This is a genomic window from Streptomyces sp. NPDC104309 (genome assembly GCF_055584025.1).
In genome coordinates this window covers 17,281-31,540 of record NZ_JBVJMV010000065.1, presented here as the reverse complement: position 1 = coordinate 31,540, position 14,260 = coordinate 17,281, and the positions used below count along the sequence as shown (strand labels likewise).

Sequence of the window (14,260 nt, the reverse complement as noted above, 5' to 3'; positions counted from 1 at the left end):
CGTAGGCAGGCTTGTTGTGATGTGGACCGTTGCCAATCGCCTGGGCGCGGTTGCTCGCGGTTGGCGTCACGCAACCGGGTTCGGGCGGCAGACGCCGTCCGTGGGGCCGCCTGCCTGCCCGAGAAGGGGGTACGGGGCGGGCTCTGTGCGCTCAACTGTAGTAGGTGATCTTGTCGTCGAGGACCTCCATGGCCCGGGACAGCGCCGCGACGCGTTGCTCCAGGGCGGCTCGGCGCTCGCGGAGGAAGGCGACCCGGTCCTGCGCAGAATGGTCGGCGCGCAGGATGGCAACGAAATCGCGCAGGTCCGCGATGCCTAGGCCGGCCTCACGAAAGCACGTGACCAGGCCGATCCAGAAGACATCGTCCTCGGTGTACTGCCTGCGTCCACCGAGCGAGCGCTGGATCGGGCCGATCAGTCCCTCGCGCTCGTAGTAGCGCAGCGTGTCAAGGGAGACGCCCGTGCGGTCGGCTGTTGCTGCCGGAGTGAGAAGGGTGGTCACGGGGGCCTTTCCTTACCGCTGTTAGCGGGCTTCGACGAAGCGCGCCAGGTGCTCGTCGTCGAGCTGCACACGGCGTGCGGCGAGTGCCTCCTCGATCTGCTCAACCCGGCTCGCGCCGACGATAGGGTCGATTCCTTGCCGCATCAGCCATGCGAGGACGACCTGGTTCTTCGTGGCCGACAGCTCGTCGGCCACATCGTCCAGGACGGAGAGCACTCCGGCTGTGCCGCGATGATCATAAGTCTGCGGAAGCTGCTTGTCGTCGCGCACGTAGGAGCCCCACATCAGAGAGCTATACGACCATACGGAGAGCCCCTGCGACTGCGCTAGGTCCAGGTCCTCGTTGGCGAGCAGGCGATGGCCGGCTTCCGCGAGAGGAGTGAGCGGGCGCGGTTGGACGAGTGAGTGGCGCAGTTGCAGGGCGGTCCACGGTTCCACGCCCCGCTCACGGGCGAGCGACCGGGCGCGTTCGACGCGCCAGGCAGCGTGGTTTGCCGCTCCGATCCGCAGAGCCGTTCCCTTCGTGACCAGCTCGCCGAAGGCGCCGACGGTCTCCTCCAGCGGCACGGTGCGGTCCTCGGCGTGGGCCCAGAGGAGATCGACGTGATCGACTCCGAGGCGTCCCAGGCTCTCCTCGACGCCGGTTCGCACGGCGTGAGCGGAAAGTCCCTCGGCGCTCTGCGGCCAGGAATGCGGGACGAGCGGATTCTGCCGGACCTTCGTGGCGATGCGCACCGCGTCGCGCGCGCCGGGGCGGGCGCGGAGCCACGCGCCGATGAGGCGCTCGCTGGCGCCTCCTACACCGCTCGAATCGGCCCAGAAGGAGTAGCAGTTCGCGGTGTCGAGCCAGACACCTCCTCCGGCGACGAAGGCATCGAGGATCGCGAAAGCTTGGTCCGGGCCGACGCGGGTGCCGAAGTCCATCGTGCCGAGGATCAACTGGGAGTCGCTGCTGTTGGTGTCCATGTCCACGATCCTCGGATCTGGAGCGCGCTCCAGGTCAAGTCCATTGATGACAAAAATAGGGGGCTCGTCCTCCGGCAGCCGATGGTGCGTGTGACGACCGTCCCCGCGGACGGCAATCCGTGGCGAGTAGCCCACTGCACGGGTCAACACCAAGACGCCGGTCGCTGTGCAACCTAGTTGTTCTGTCCACGGAGGTTGGTGACGCAGGTCTCGGCTGAGAGATCTTGAAATGGGTGAGGGCCTTCTGGCCTGGTGTGGATTGCGACATCTGCACCAGTAACAGAAAGGCCCTCGTGCCCCACCGTAATGCACCCCTGACCGAGACCGGACGGCTGCGTCTGGCCCGCTGCGTCGTGGACGATGGCTGGACCCTGCGCCGGGCTGCCGAACGTTTCCAGGTCTCGCCCACGACGGCTCAGCGGTGGGCCGGCCGCTACCGCGAGCTGGGCGAGGCAGGCATGACCGACCGGTCCTCGCGCCCGCACCACAGTCCGCGACGGACCCCGACCCGCACCGAGCGGCGGATCATCAAGGTCCGCGTGCTCCGCCGTTGAGGACCTGCCCGCATCGCCTACCTGCTGGGTCTGAACCCGGCGACCGTCCACCGGGTCCTGACCCGCTACCGCCTGGCCCGCCTGAACCATCTGGACCGCGCCACCGGCCGCGTCATACGCCGCTACGAACGCGAACGCCCCGGCGAGCTGGTGCACGTCGACATCAAGAAGCTCGGCAACATCCCCGACGGCGGCGGCCACAAGACCCTCGGACGCCAGGCCGGCCGCAAAACCCGGTCCGGCGTCGGATACAGCTACCTCCACAACGCCGTCGACGACCACTCCCGCCTCGCCTACAGCGAGATCCTCGCCGACGAGAAGAAGGAAACCGCGACTGCTTTCTGGAGCCGGGCCCACGCGTTCTTCGCCCAGGCCGGGATCACTGTCGAACGCGTCCTGACCGACAACGGCTCGTGCTACAGATCCCACCTCTGGCGCAACTGCCTTACAGAGATGGGGATTTCACACAAGCAGACCCGCCCCTACCGGCCCCAGACCAACGGGAAGGTGGAGAGGTTCAACCGCACCCTCCTCGACGAGTGGGCCTACGCGCAGCCCTACCGGAGCGAAGGTGAGCGACGCGACGCCTACCCCGCCTGGCTGCACACCTACAATCACCACCGCGGACACACCGCGCTCAAGGGCCAACCACCCGCCAGCCGCGTCCCCAACCTCACAGGGCAATACACCTAGTACTCCAGCAGTACTTCGTGGCTTGACTTGGGGGAATGTCGAGCGGTGGGAGTGTAGCGGGCAGGCTGCTGTCACGGACGGGTTCTGCCCGCTCGTCCCTCGAAGGAGTGGCCACGACGGCGGTAGTGTCCGGGTTCGGGGAAGCCTCAGACCGTGATCACCGAACAGGCAGCCGAGACCTGGGACCGCGACCTGGACCACCTCTTCGCCACCATCGGGCACCGCTTCGGCCGTGTCGAACCACGCTGCCGGATGCGGGACTACGTGCGTGCGCTGCTCGCTCCGGTGGCCCGCAAGAACAGTTGGCAACTGGCCGAACACGCTGGCCACGCCACCCCCGACGGCCTGCAGCACCTGCTCTCCCGCGCCCGCTGGAACCCCGACGATATCCGCGATGACCTGCAGACCTACATCGCCGAACAACTCGGCCGCCCCGACGGGGTACTGATCATCGACGACACCGGCTTCCTGAAGAAGGGCACCACCTCCGCCGGAGTCCAAAGGCAGTACTCCGGCACCGCCGGCCGCACCGAGAACTGTCAGATCGGTGTCTTCGCCGCCTACGCCAGCGCGGCTGGCCAGGGCCCTGGCCGACCGTGAGCTCTACCTGCCCAAGTCCTGGGCGGATGACCGTGACCGCTGCCGCGCCGCCAAGGTCCCCGACGAGCGGGAGTTCGCCACCAAGAACACCCTCGCCGCAGCGATCGTCCAAAGAGCTCTGGCCTCGCCGTTGCCGATAGCCTGGGTGACAGCGGACGCCGCCTACGGGCAGGACAACCGCTTCCGCCGGATGCTGGAAACGTCCGGCGTCGGCTACGTCCTGGCCGTCCCGAAGTCCCAGTTCTCCCTGGCCGGCCCGCGCATTGACATGGTTTTCGAGCAGGCCCCCGACCAGGCGTGGGAGCGCCGTTCCTGCGGCACGGGCGCAAAGGGGCAGCGCGAGTACGACTGGGCGGCCGTGCAGCTGCGCCCGGTTACCGAGTACGACCACCACAACGGTGTGCTGATCCGGCGGCGGTGGGCGCTGGCACGGCGCAGCCTGAGCCGGCCGGACGAGATCGCCTACTACCTCGGCTACGCGCCGCTGGATGTCGGCGTGGACGAGCTGGTGCGGGTGGCCGGTTTCCGGTGGGCGATCGAGGAGTGTTTCCAGGCGGCGAAGAACGAGTGCGGCCTGGACGAGTACGAGGTCCGCCGCTACGTCGGCTGGTACCGGCACATCACCCTGGCCATGCTCGCCCACGCCTTCCTCGCCGCGATGAGCGCGCAAGCAGCCGAAAAAGGGGATCCACCAGTGAGGACGCCGAGGTCATCGCGCTCACTGTGGCAGAAGTGCGGCGACTCCTGGCAGCTCACGCACCCCGGCATCCCCGCGCCCGCACCCACGCGTTGAGCTGGTCGCGCTGGCGCCGACGCCGCCAAGCGGTCGCCCGCCGATGCCACTACCGCCGTCGTGGCCACTCCTTCGAGGGACGAGCGGGCAGAACCCGTCCGTGACAGCAGCCTGCCCGCTACACTCCCACCGCTCGACATTTCCCCAGGCCAAGCCACGAAGTACTGCTGGAGTACTAGCTCAGGTTTTGCTCAGAAAGGACGTGAAGGCTGGTGGTTCGCCAGGGGCGCTGACATGATCTCGACAGCTGTTGGCCGGACAGCAAGCGCAGGGTCATCATCCACACGCCGCATCGCGTCGGCTGGGCTGTCTCGGAGAGCTGATATGTCTTGCCGAACCCGTGCGGTAGTGAGCATCGGGTGTGCTGCTGTACTTCTGTCCGTCGCCGCGTGCACGACGGATCATTCGGACGCCAGTCGGCCCACGCGGCCCCACGACTCCGCGACGCCGGGCCCGGCAGCGAACGGCAGCGTGCTCAGCACCACGCAGCCTTCCCTGTTGAAGCCGCCGGAGTTGGACCCTGGGGCATCACTCGCCGGCCGCCAGAAGGTGACCACAGGGAACGCCAGCTTCCCCTACAGCAAGGGCAAGAAAGGTGACGCCCTCACCATCGCGGCGGGCTGCCAGGGCGAGGGGAGATCACGGTGACGGTGCGGCCCGTGCACGTCTCCTTCCCTCTGGAGTGTGGTGCTGACCAGGTCAGCACTGTCTCCAACGAGCTGGCGCTGTCAGGGGTGGAGCGCAGTGGAGACGTGTCCGTCGAGGCGTCCCCAGTCGTGCGTTGGGCGTTGACCGTAGGCCGTGGCACACCAACAGAAGCAGACCCGACGGGTGCTGGCTGAGTTTGGCCACCGCGCCTCGTAGAGCTCCCCGGAGAATCGGCCATCCTCCGAGCAGGGGCGGGGCTGGAGACGGAACCCGCCGTCAGCGCGTGCAGCCGACTCCGGTCATCCGTGCAGCCGCCTCCGGGAGCTGACAGTCGTCCTCCCGGCACTGCTGCGGAGGTTCGCGCCGACGCATCTCGGTTAGGCTTCCAGGCTCAGAAATGATCAGGTGTTCGAGGCTCTGACCAGGCCGTCGGACATGACATCGGGGGTGGGCAAGCACGTGTTCAACGCCGTCTTCGGGGACGACATATGGTTCCTAGCCGAGCTCACAGCCGTGGCCGCCGTCCTGGGGCTCCTCGCGTGGGACGTGGCGCGCCGGCGCCGTATCGCCCACGCGGGCTGGTGGGCGCCTCTGGTGTTCTGTCTCACCGGAGTCCTCGGGGTCACGCTGGCGCTGCGCGGCGGCACGACCGGACGTGCCGAGTGCGTGGTCAACCACGACCTCACCGAGCCGCTGTACACCACGCAGGGCCTGTGGAACCTGGCGATGTTCGTGCCGCTCGGCCTCTTCGGCGTGCTCGCCCTGCGCCGACCGCTGCCCGCGCTGGCCGGCGTCCTGGCACTGCCGGTCCTCATCGAACTCACCCAGGCACTGGCCCCGTTCGTGAGCGGCATCTGCGACAGCGCCGACGTGGAGATGAACGCCGGCGGCGGTGCGCTGGGCGTGGCCGCGGGGCTCGTGCTGCTGCGCGGGCGCGTCGCCTGGCGGGCCTGGGCCGCGCCCACCGCGGCCGTGACCGCCGTCCTCGCCGTGCTCGGGGCGGTCGTCTGCCGGACCGCCGTCACCCTGAACCACATGGACGGCTCCAGCGTGCGGGACGCCCGCGGTGACGAGCGCGTGGCCGCCGAGCGGGCCGTACACCAGGCATTCGGCGACCGCTACCGGGTCGGCGCCGTCAGGATCAGCCCCGGCCTCGACGGCTACAACGGCTGGATGCACATCCAGTTCGCGGGCGGGTTCCCCGCGGAGCTGATGTGGCCCGGAGGACGCCGGCTGAACGTGGACTTCGGGAACACCGCGGGTATGGGAAGCATGGAGAAGGTCGGTTACATGGTGCCGGGCGCCGGCACGCCCCACGGCACCGCCGACGCCTACCGCATCGCCCGCACCTACATGCGCGCCCACTACCCCTGGGCCGAGTCGGCGTCCTGGCACGCCACCCGAGCGGTCCACGACAGCGCCGGCTCCGGCTGGGTGACCTCCTGGCGGTTCAAGGAGCGGGGCGCGGAGATGCCCCGCAGCCTCGACGTACGGATCAACCCCGCCGGACGCGTGTACGGGATGCAGGTCGACCTCGGCCCCACGCATGTGCCCCTCCCCGCCAAGCTGATCTCGGCACGGCAGGCCGAGGAGATCGTCCGCGAGGAGCGGAGGAAGATCCGTGCCGCCACGGCCGGGCTGCGGATTGAGGTCGGTCCGCTCACCACCGAGCGGACCATGGGCCATACGGGTCCGTGGCGCGCGGTGTGGTCGGTGGTCGTCACCGACACCCGGCGCACACCCGACGCGGACGGAGACGGCTGCGAACCGATGACGGAGTCGTTGGACGCGGCCACGGGCGAAAGGGCGGACTGAGGGGGAGCGCAAGCGCGCCAGTGCACTCTTGGCCCCTGGCGCGCTGTGTGGACGTCTGCCTCAGTTCACGTCCGACGGGTCCAGCCGGTAGATCGTGGACTGGCTGGTCTGCGACGACGTCTCGCCGGTCGACTTGGCAGAGCCGGACGTGTGGCTCCACGGCGCACCTGCAGCACCAGGACCGCGAGGTTGTCGACGTCCAGGACGTGCTGGCCGTCGCCTGCGACCACTTCGGACTGACCGACGTCGGCCCCGAGCGGGCCGCCGCCTGGCTGCGGGCCCCATACGAATTGCGCACCAGGTCCATGGACCTGATCCCCGACGCGTACGAGTACGGCAACTGACCCGACCGAGAGCCCCCCAACGGCCGCCGCTGGAACCGATTCGGGGTGCAGCTGTACGACCCCGGACTCACCCACACGGGTGACACTCTCGCAAGATCACCGCCGTTTGCGGCTGGTGACAGCGTTCTTACCAGCACGACGGCCGTGAGTTCAGCGTGACTGAGGAGCTTTCACCGGGAACCCATGGCGTCTTCAGCAGGCAGGCTCGAAAGTGCGGTGGGTTCGTCGCCCCTCAATCGGCAGGATACCTATTCGCTCTCGGCGGTCTGCTCGTCTGATGCCGATCTCCGAAACGGGATCCGCACGCAGTCATGACCTGGGCCATGAAAATCATCTCGCCAGCCGCCGCGCTGCCGGGTACGTTCACCTTGTGTGCTACTACGCCGAGAAGCCCTACAAGCTGCATTACGCGTGCGTGCTCTGCCGCGTAGCGTTCAAGCGGCATCCCGGTCCCGGCGAGCACCCATGCCCTCGATGCTCAGAGCCAATGGTTTGTGCCGGCCACGACTTCGCGGCACCGCGGCGTCGCGGCACCAAGGCGTGGACCGTCGTGGCCGCGGTTCTCAAAGCCGGACTGCGTTACGAGGGCCGAGAACCGTGCGGCTGCGGCAAGGAACCCAAGTTCCGTCCCCGCACCCGAGCTCAGCTGCGCGCCCGCCGAATCGCAGCAGCACGAGCGGGCACTTCCCTCGTTGACATGCTGGGACGCGCAGAGCTACAGGCATCCGACTGATCCGAGAAGGGGTCAGAGCCAAGATCAAAGAGCGCCACCAGACTGGTCGTCGAGCAGCTTCTGGGCGATAGCTGCGTAGCGGCTCGCGGCGGTGTGGGACAGGTTGAAGACCAGGGCGAGATGGAGCGGGTCGGCGCCGGCGGTCAGTGCCTCGTGCAGTACCCGGTCGCCGCGGATGCGTTCGAGGTAGACGCCTTGGTGCAGCAGGTGCCGCTTGAGGTATTCGGCGCTGACGGGTCCGGTTCCCAGGGCGGTCTTCGTGTTGATCAATACGTGCCGGTTAGGGGTCTTCGGCCAGGCGGTGCGGCGCTGGGCGAGCCAGGCCAACAGGGTCTGGTGGGGCAGTTCACCGAGTCGTTGGGTGTGCCTGGCGATGGTGATCCGGCGGTTGGGCAGGTCGAGGTCGTCCAAGGTGAGGTGGCGAATGGCCGTGGCGCGGGCGGCGTGGACAGCGGCCAGGGCGACGATCAGCCGGTGCGCCGGGGTGACGGCGACCCGTTGGACGGCGAGCACTTCGGCGTCGGTCATCGGCAGCAGGCTGCGCGGGATGTCTTCCGCCTTGAGGCGGGTGGTGGGGTTAGCGAAGACCAAGCCGCGCTTCTTGGCGAAGCGAAACAGTGAGCGCAGTGCCGCGATGGCGTTGCGCCGCTGCCATCCGCGCAGGGGTGACAGCGCGGCCGTGACGTCGGCGCCGGTGATCTCGCGCAGGTGCCCACGGGTCGTCGCCCAGTTCTCCAGCAGGGGGCGAACGCAGCCGAAGTAGACGTAGAGACAGGTGCGGGACCGGGGCTTGGCACGGCTGTCACCGTCGAGGAGGACCAGCAGCCAGGCGCGGACGTCGCTGGCGAACCCGGCGGGCAGTTCGCTGGTGCGGTCGTCGATCCACGAGCGGATCGACGAGGCGCTGTCATCTTCCAGAAGGTCCAGGTCGGCGAGGACTTCGGCGACCCGAAAACTGGAAGCGTGTCGCGGTATTCGCGCACGGACTTCGGTGAGCTTCACGGGCTTGCCTGGCGGGCGGTCGGCCAGCACCGCCGTCAGGCCGTCCATCGCGCACCGCACGAGTGACGGCGACCATCCGTTGGCCTCGCCGAGCTGCTTGGCGTGGGCTGCGGCCGACCGCAGCACAGGGTTGTCCGAGGTGAGGGCGGGGTGCTGCCAGCGTGGTGGGGGTGCGACGCCCGCCTTGCGCCGGTAGTAGGAGCCCAGGCCCCGGCACTTGTTGTCGCAGTACGCCCGGTCCCGTCGCGATCCTTCGGGCAGCGGTTTGCCGCAGTGCATGCAGGTCATCGTGGCGGTAGGGACCGGCCGGTGCGAGGACGCGGGGCGACGCCGCGTGGCTGGCCCACCGCAGTGGCCGGTGAGTCGGTCGCCGGCGTCGGCTCCGGCACTCGCTCCGGCTCGGGCAGGAGTAGTTCCTCGACGCCGCAGGCGAGCACGGCGCAGATGACGTCCAGCTCGTCGAGCTTGACGGTGTTCGGCTGGCCGGACCACAGGCCCGACATCTTCCCCGCGCTGATCACCACGCCGCGTTCGGCGAGCATCCGCTGGAGTTCGCTGGCCTTCCAGATGCCGCGGTTGGCGGCCGCCAGGCGAAGGTTCCACTTCACTGGGCCAGTCCTTTCCATCGGTCGGTGGCGCGCTGCTGTCCGGCGACCCAGGCGTCTTCGACATGGGTGCCATGGACGTGGATATACCGGGCCGTGGTCCCGGTCCAGGTATGCCCGAGTAGCTCCTGGATGGCGAACAAGGTCATGCCGGCGAGGTAGAGCTGGGAGGCACAAAAATGTCGCAGCACGTGCGGAGTGAGCTTCCCGGCCCAGGTGGGCAGGTGCTGGGCGGCGGCATCGGCCAGCGACCGGCGGAAGACGTCGGCGGTCGCCCGCGAGCAGGAACCGTCCCGGTTCTTGCGCTCGGAGGGGAACAGCGGGGCACCGGGCCGGGTGTGGTCGGCGTCGAAGTGACCCCACACGTCCTCGATGAACCATCGCAGGTTGCGGTCGGCGCCGTTGATCAGCGGCACCAGCCGTGGCTTCGGTCCACGCCTTCGGGATCCCTTGCCGTGTCGGACGTTGAGCTTGCCGAAGCGGCCCAGCTCCCAGCGGACGTCGTCCAGGTCGAGCATCCGTGCTTCGTTGATCCGCAGCCCCACGTCGGCCGCCAGCCGGGCCACCGCGTAATTACGGGCGGCCGGGCCGAATTTGCGGCAGGTCACCAGCTCCTCGCGCCACCCGGCGAACAGCTCCTCGATCTCCGCTTCGCTGGGCGGGATCCGCAGCTGCGGTTCCACCGAGGCCCGCGGCCGGTTCATCTCATCCAGCGGGCACTCGACCACCCAGCCGGTGAGGTTGTGCAGCTCGACCTTGTGCCGCAGCTCAAGGAACTGGAAGTACACCGCCAGTGCGCCCGCCCGACCGGTCCGCGTCGAGGGCTTGGCGTCGCGGAGCACCTTGCCGAAATAGACGTCGGCGTCGGCCGGCTCCATCTCCCACAGCGGACGGCCGAACCAGTCCCGGATCAGCTCCAGATGGTTGGTGTCGTTGCGGATCGTGCTGTCGACCAGACCGGCCGAGGCTCGCGCGAGTACGAACCCCGCCAGCACATCGGTCTCGAACTCGGCGAGCTCCTCCTCGCTCACCGGCGCCCGGTACTCGCGCAGATCGCGTACTACGGCCAGAGCCAACCCACGCCTCCACGACTTCACCCAGACTGAAGGAATCCCGACAGGGATGAGGGTCGCGCACTACGGGCGAGATTGGGTCAGAACGGACTTCGGTCACCCGGACGAGGTAACAGGCCCAGGTCCTGGCACTCTCAGTGGTGCCAGGATCCGGAGGACGAACGCGGAACTCGGGGACTATTGCGCACCCGACCTCCAGCGCGAGCTCACCACGACGGACTGCGGGCCGCCGAGGCCAAGGGCAGCAAGGGCGGACGCCGCCCCGCGGTCCCGGCCGACAAGACCGCCGACGTACGCACCGCGTACGTGGGGGGCCGCTCGATCGCCGCCCTCGCCCGCGAGCACGGCGTCAGCCGCGGCGCGATCCGTACCGCCGTCGCCGACCTCCTGCCCGACCGCACCGCCATCGAGGAGGACTCTCCGGCGCCGGAGCTGCCGGTCACCCTCGACATGCCGGGCAAGGTCGCCGACTTCCTCCGCGCCACCGAGCTGGACGATGTCGAGCGGGCGAGGACCTCGTCGATGCGGGAGGTGTCGGCAACCCAGGCTGCGGCGGCTGGCGCTATGAAGCCGAGCACGGTCTGGATGTCGTCCCGGCGTGCTTCGAGCGAAGTCGGCGGCCAGGCGCCGCGCCTGCCACGTCATGCGCGGCGCCTGGTCTAATCCGGAAGGGTTTCGAGGAATGCGGCCAGGAGGGCGTTGGACCTGGCCGGGTCCTCCATGTTGGGGAAGTGCGCGGTGTCCTTAACGGATACGGCGCGGCCGTTGGGGACCAGGCGTGTCAGACGCTCGGCCATCGCGATGTGGTCACTCACGTCGAGGGCGCCGTTGATCGCCAGGACGGGAACGCCGATGGACGCCGCGCGCTGCCAGGTCTGCGGAACCGGTACGAGATGGTTCGGTTCACCGGTCGTGTGCTTGGAAATCGTCCGGGATGCCATCATGTGCAGGCGGCTCGCCATGTCCGCATCGACGTCACCGAGCGAGCGATGCGGCCCGAGGAGGGCGTCGCCACGCTGCCGAGCGTGAGGCGCCTGATGGGGCTGCCGGACGCGGCCCAGCCGCAGCTCGCATCGGAGGCCGCGCAGGAGACGGGCGACGACGACGTGGCTGACGACGCCGAGCTTGTGGAGCTGGAAGACGACAGTGATTTCTACACCGACGCCCTGGAGGGCGCGTGAACGCCAACGGCACCTGGACGCCGGGAGACTCCCACCGCCTGGACGCGTTGACGCTGTCACGCAAGGAGGGCTGGGCGGCGTTCGCGTCGCAGGCTCGGCATAGGCCGATGCACAGGAGGCCGACACGGCCGTAGCGGGCACTGATCTGGTCACCCTCGATTGGCACAGACACCCACGCTGACGTGACGGATCCGGTGAGGACCACGCGGCTCAGGCGGTGCGGATCGCCAGCACCAAGCCGGTTACCAGGTTCGCGCGTTCGGCCATGTTCTCGACCAGCAGGTACTCGTGGTCGGCATGGGCACCGCCACCGACGGCTCCGAGGCCGTCGAGGGTCGGTACCCCCAGCGCTGCCGTGAAGTTGCCGTCGCTGCCGCCGCCCACGGCCACGGCCGCGATGCCGGGCAACAGTCGGCTGGCGATCGCGAAGAGCTCAGTCGCTGCGGTCTCCGGCATAGGCGGGCGGCCCACGCCGCCGCGCACCTCGATCACGGCTTCCTCGAGGTGCGGCGTCAGTGCCGCGAAGGCCGCTTCGATGCGTTCCTTCTCGTCTGCGGTCTCGACGCGCACATCCACGACCACCGACGCTTCGGCCGGGACGACGTTGCTCTGCGTACCGGCAGAGGCGATGGTCGGGGTGACGGTGGTACCTACTTCCGGCCGGCTCATCGCCTCGATGCGAAGTACTTGGTGAGAGGCTTCGACCAGGGCGTTCACGCCGGCTTCGGGTTCGAGGCCGGCGTGCGAGGCCCGGCCGGTGATCAGCACTTCGAAGGTGCCGCATCCCTTGCGGCCGGTCTTCAGCCCACCGCCTTCGGCCGCACCCTCGAACACCAGCGCCGCGCCACACGCCCGCGCGCGTTCCTCGATGAGGTTCCGTGAGGTGTGTGAGCCGTTCTCCTCGTCGCACGTCACCAAGACCTCAACGCCGGTCAGGTCCTCGAGTGCGGCGAGCCCGTGGATCGCCTGCACCAAGCCGCCCAGCATGTCGAAGACTCCCGGACCGGTCACCCGCCCGTCTTCGACCAGGAACGGGCGCCGTGCCAAAGTGCCGAGCGGGAATACCGTGTCGTGGTGTCCGAGGATCAGCACCTTAGGCTCGCCCCCGCGCGACCAATGCACGTGCGGTCCTGCCTCGCCCTCGACGAGGACGGCCCGGCCACCGAGCCGGGTTTCCAGGATTCCGGCAACTGCCTTGGCCGATACGGCCAGGGCGGTGGGATCGCCAGAAGGCGATTCGATCTCGACGAGGGTCCTGAGGTCGTCGAGCATCGCGTCGACGGAGATGGGAACTGCCGTGTGCGTGGTCACGGCAAGACGATAGCCGGACGGCACAACGACCTCGCTCATGAGGGGGTGAGCAGGACGCTGTTGACCGCCGCCCCCTGCTGGGCGTTCACGATCAGTCCGCCGCCCGGCGAGCCGTGCCGGACGAAGACGTTTGAGATCTTGCGGTCGAACATGAAGGGTCCCAGGACGAAGGGCACCGGCTGGGTGTACAGCTGGCCGGTCCGGTCATCCAGGAAGGTCATCTCCAGCTGGTCGGCCTGCACCAGCTTTTGCAGGACGTGGTCTTTGGTGTCTGCCGCCGCCTTCAGCGCCGCGCGCCAGGTCTCGGCCGGCTGTGTGTGTCCGAGCAGGACCCCGGCTCCGCCGTGGCCGTGCGCGGGCTTGAGTACCCACCGGGACGGGTCGGCGGTGGCCTCAGTGACGATCTGCTCGTGCTCGGGTGATGCTATGACGGTGAACGGCACGTGCTCGCGCACGAACTGCTGGTCGGTGGGTGGCAGTGCGTCGATGTCGTCCCACAGCCAGGCCAGGACGGTTTTGTTGCTCAGTAGCCAGGTCGCTTCGGAGGTGTGCAGGTGCACCGTGCCTCGACGTGCGGATTCGATCACGGCGGTGAGCCCCTCGCATGGCGGTTCGGAGCTGGTGACGAACAGCCGCAGTACGGCGTCGACGTGCCGGTCTTTGGCGAAGAGGCGGTATTCGCCGTCGTTCTGTAGATCGCGCCATGGGCAGGGAAATGCGGTGACTCCCTGCCGCCGGGCGCTCTCGATCACGGGCCGGTGCCGCTCGATCCGCTCGTCCTCGGTCGTCGCCCCGGCCAGGATGCCGTATTGGTACAGCGGGATGGCGACCGTCGGGTCATGGTCGAACTGCGCCCGGATCTGCGCGAACCGCGCGTCAACTGCGGATGGGGGCGCGGTGAATCCTTGGGTGGGCAGTTCTTGCTGGTACAGGTCCAAGAACCTGCGAGAGACCAGGTCCGCCTGTGCTGTGCCGCCCACCGCGCCTTCGATGTTGACCTCCAGGAACTTGGGTGTTCCCGAGGCCAGCACCACGTCGGGGCGCGAGGCGGCGAGCAGGTGCTCACCGAGGGGTTCGTCCCGCCTGAGCATCGGCACTTCGCGGTCGGGTAGCCCGAGTGCGTGCTGCAGCTCGCCTGCGGTGCGTGCCCGTCGCATGCATGTGCGCAGGATGAGCTCGCCGAGCCGATCCGCAAGCTCTCCGAGTTCTTGGTGGAATGCTTGGCGCAGTACGACCGGCCGGGCCGGCCACCATGGTCCGGCGGCGCCGGCGACGCCGTCGAAGACATCGGCCACGTGCCCGACGGCCAGCTCAAGTGCCGCTCGCCGCCATGCGTGCGGAAGAGAGCTCCAAAGATCCGTCCCCGTGTGGGGTGGGTTCATCAGGTCCACTGTCCTGACCTTTCTGCCTACCTCGGAGCGAGGCGGCCGTGTGCGGAGG

The 14,260-nt window shown here is 68.6% G+C and carries 12 protein-coding genes and 2 pseudogenes; 6 read left to right on the top strand and 8 right to left on the bottom strand.

From position 1 onward, the window contains the following. Positions 1–151: 151 nt before the first annotated feature. A complete protein-coding gene (locus ACZ68L_RS42825) occupies positions 152–502 on the bottom strand; it encodes a MerR family transcriptional regulator (protein ID WP_469589283.1) in 351 nt (116 codons plus the stop codon). A gap of 21 nt (positions 503–523) precedes the next feature. Further along, positions 524–1,468, bottom strand: coding sequence for an aldo/keto reductase (locus tag ACZ68L_RS42820; RefSeq protein ID WP_469589280.1), 945 nt, complete (start codon positions 1,466–1,468; stop codon positions 524–526). Between the two features lie 293 nt (positions 1,469–1,761). On the opposite strand from ACZ68L_RS42820, the pseudogene ACZ68L_RS42815 reads away from it, so the two are divergent. The 4 genes and pseudogenes from ACZ68L_RS42815 (at position 1,762) to ACZ68L_RS42800 (ending at position 6,915) form a co-directional block, all read left to right on the top strand. Further along, positions 1,762–2,715 (top strand): annotated as a pseudogene (locus ACZ68L_RS42815) (IS481 family transposase). A 153-nt stretch (positions 2,716–2,868) separates the two neighbouring features. Further along, positions 2,869–4,108 (top strand): annotated as a pseudogene (locus ACZ68L_RS42810) (IS701 family transposase). Positions 4,109–5,161: 1,053 nt separating this feature from the next. Further along, positions 5,162–6,571, top strand: coding sequence for a VanZ family protein (locus ACZ68L_RS42805; RefSeq protein ID WP_469589277.1), 1,410 nt, complete (start codon positions 5,162–5,164; stop codon positions 6,569–6,571). 206 nt (positions 6,572–6,777) lie between these two features. Beyond that, entirely contained in the window at positions 6,778–6,915 is a 138-nt protein-coding gene (locus ACZ68L_RS42800; RefSeq protein ID WP_469589274.1) for a hypothetical protein, read from the top strand. 757 nt (positions 6,916–7,672) lie between these two features. Here ACZ68L_RS42800 and ACZ68L_RS42795 read toward each other — a convergent pair. The 3 genes from ACZ68L_RS42795 to ACZ68L_RS42785 are packed head-to-tail and all read right to left on the bottom strand — an operon-like array spanning position 7,673 to position 10,331. Then, positions 7,673–8,929, bottom strand: a complete 1,257-nt coding sequence (locus tag ACZ68L_RS42795) for a hypothetical protein (protein WP_469589272.1) — start codon at positions 8,927–8,929, stop codon at positions 7,673–7,675. Positions 8,930–8,934: 5 nt separating this feature from the next. Continuing rightward, positions 8,935–9,258, bottom strand: coding sequence for a helix-turn-helix domain-containing protein (locus tag ACZ68L_RS42790; protein WP_469589270.1), 324 nt, complete (start codon positions 9,256–9,258; stop codon positions 8,935–8,937). Next, the gene (locus ACZ68L_RS42785; RefSeq protein ID WP_469589267.1) at positions 9,255–10,331 is read right to left on the bottom strand and encodes a tyrosine-type recombinase/integrase; all 1,077 of its coding nucleotides are present in this window, start codon (positions 10,329–10,331) and stop codon (positions 9,255–9,257) included. The genes ACZ68L_RS42790 and ACZ68L_RS42785 overlap by 4 nt, the downstream gene beginning before the upstream one ends. Positions 10,332–10,508: 177 nt before the next feature. On the opposite strand from ACZ68L_RS42785, the gene ACZ68L_RS42780 reads away from it, so the two are divergent. Continuing rightward, a complete protein-coding gene (locus ACZ68L_RS42780; protein ID WP_469589264.1) occupies positions 10,509–10,991 on the top strand; it encodes a resolvase in 483 nt (160 codons plus the stop codon). Here the strand turns inward: ACZ68L_RS42780 and ACZ68L_RS42775 are convergent. Further along, positions 10,988–11,269: an alpha/beta fold hydrolase gene (locus ACZ68L_RS42775; RefSeq protein WP_469589261.1), complete on the bottom strand. Its 282-nt coding sequence runs from the start codon at positions 11,267–11,269 to the stop codon at positions 10,988–10,990. The genes ACZ68L_RS42780 and ACZ68L_RS42775 overlap by 4 nt on opposite strands. Positions 11,270–11,272: 3 nt before the next feature. On the opposite strand from ACZ68L_RS42775, the gene ACZ68L_RS42770 reads away from it, so the two are divergent. Beyond that, positions 11,273–11,509 carry a hypothetical protein gene (locus ACZ68L_RS42770; protein ID WP_469589258.1) on the top strand — a complete coding sequence of 79 codons (237 nt, stop codon included), beginning with the start codon at positions 11,273–11,275 and terminating at the stop codon, positions 11,507–11,509. Between the two features lie 210 nt (positions 11,510–11,719). Here the strand turns inward: ACZ68L_RS42770 and ACZ68L_RS42765 are convergent, their stop codons facing one another. After that, positions 11,720–12,781, bottom strand: a complete 1,062-nt coding sequence (locus ACZ68L_RS42765) for a M20 family metallopeptidase (RefSeq protein WP_469589286.1) — start codon at positions 12,779–12,781, stop codon at positions 11,720–11,722. Positions 12,782–12,855: 74 nt separating this feature from the next. Beyond that, entirely contained in the window at positions 12,856–14,202 is a 1,347-nt protein-coding gene (locus ACZ68L_RS42760; protein WP_469589255.1) for an ATP-grasp domain-containing protein, read from the bottom strand. Between the last annotated feature and the right edge of the window lie 58 nt (positions 14,203–14,260).

Coding starts and splice junctions, on each gene's coding strand:
- ACZ68L_RS42820 (WP_469589280.1), bottom strand. CDS start 1,468: ATGGACACCAACAGCAGCGACTCCCAGTTGATCCTCGGCACGATGGAC.
- ACZ68L_RS42795 (WP_469589272.1), bottom strand. CDS start 8,929: ATGCACTGCGGCAAACCGCTGCCCGAAGGATCGCGACGGGACCGGGCG.
- ACZ68L_RS42775 (WP_469589261.1), bottom strand. CDS start 11,269: ATGGCATCCCGGACGATTTCCAAGCACACGACCGGTGAACCGAACCAT.
- ACZ68L_RS42765 (WP_469589286.1), bottom strand. CDS start 12,781: ATGCTCGACGACCTCAGGACCCTCGTCGAGATCGAATCGCCTTCTGGC.
- ACZ68L_RS42760 (WP_469589255.1), bottom strand. CDS start 14,202: ATGAACCCACCCCACACGGGGACGGATCTTTGGAGCTCTCTTCCGCAC.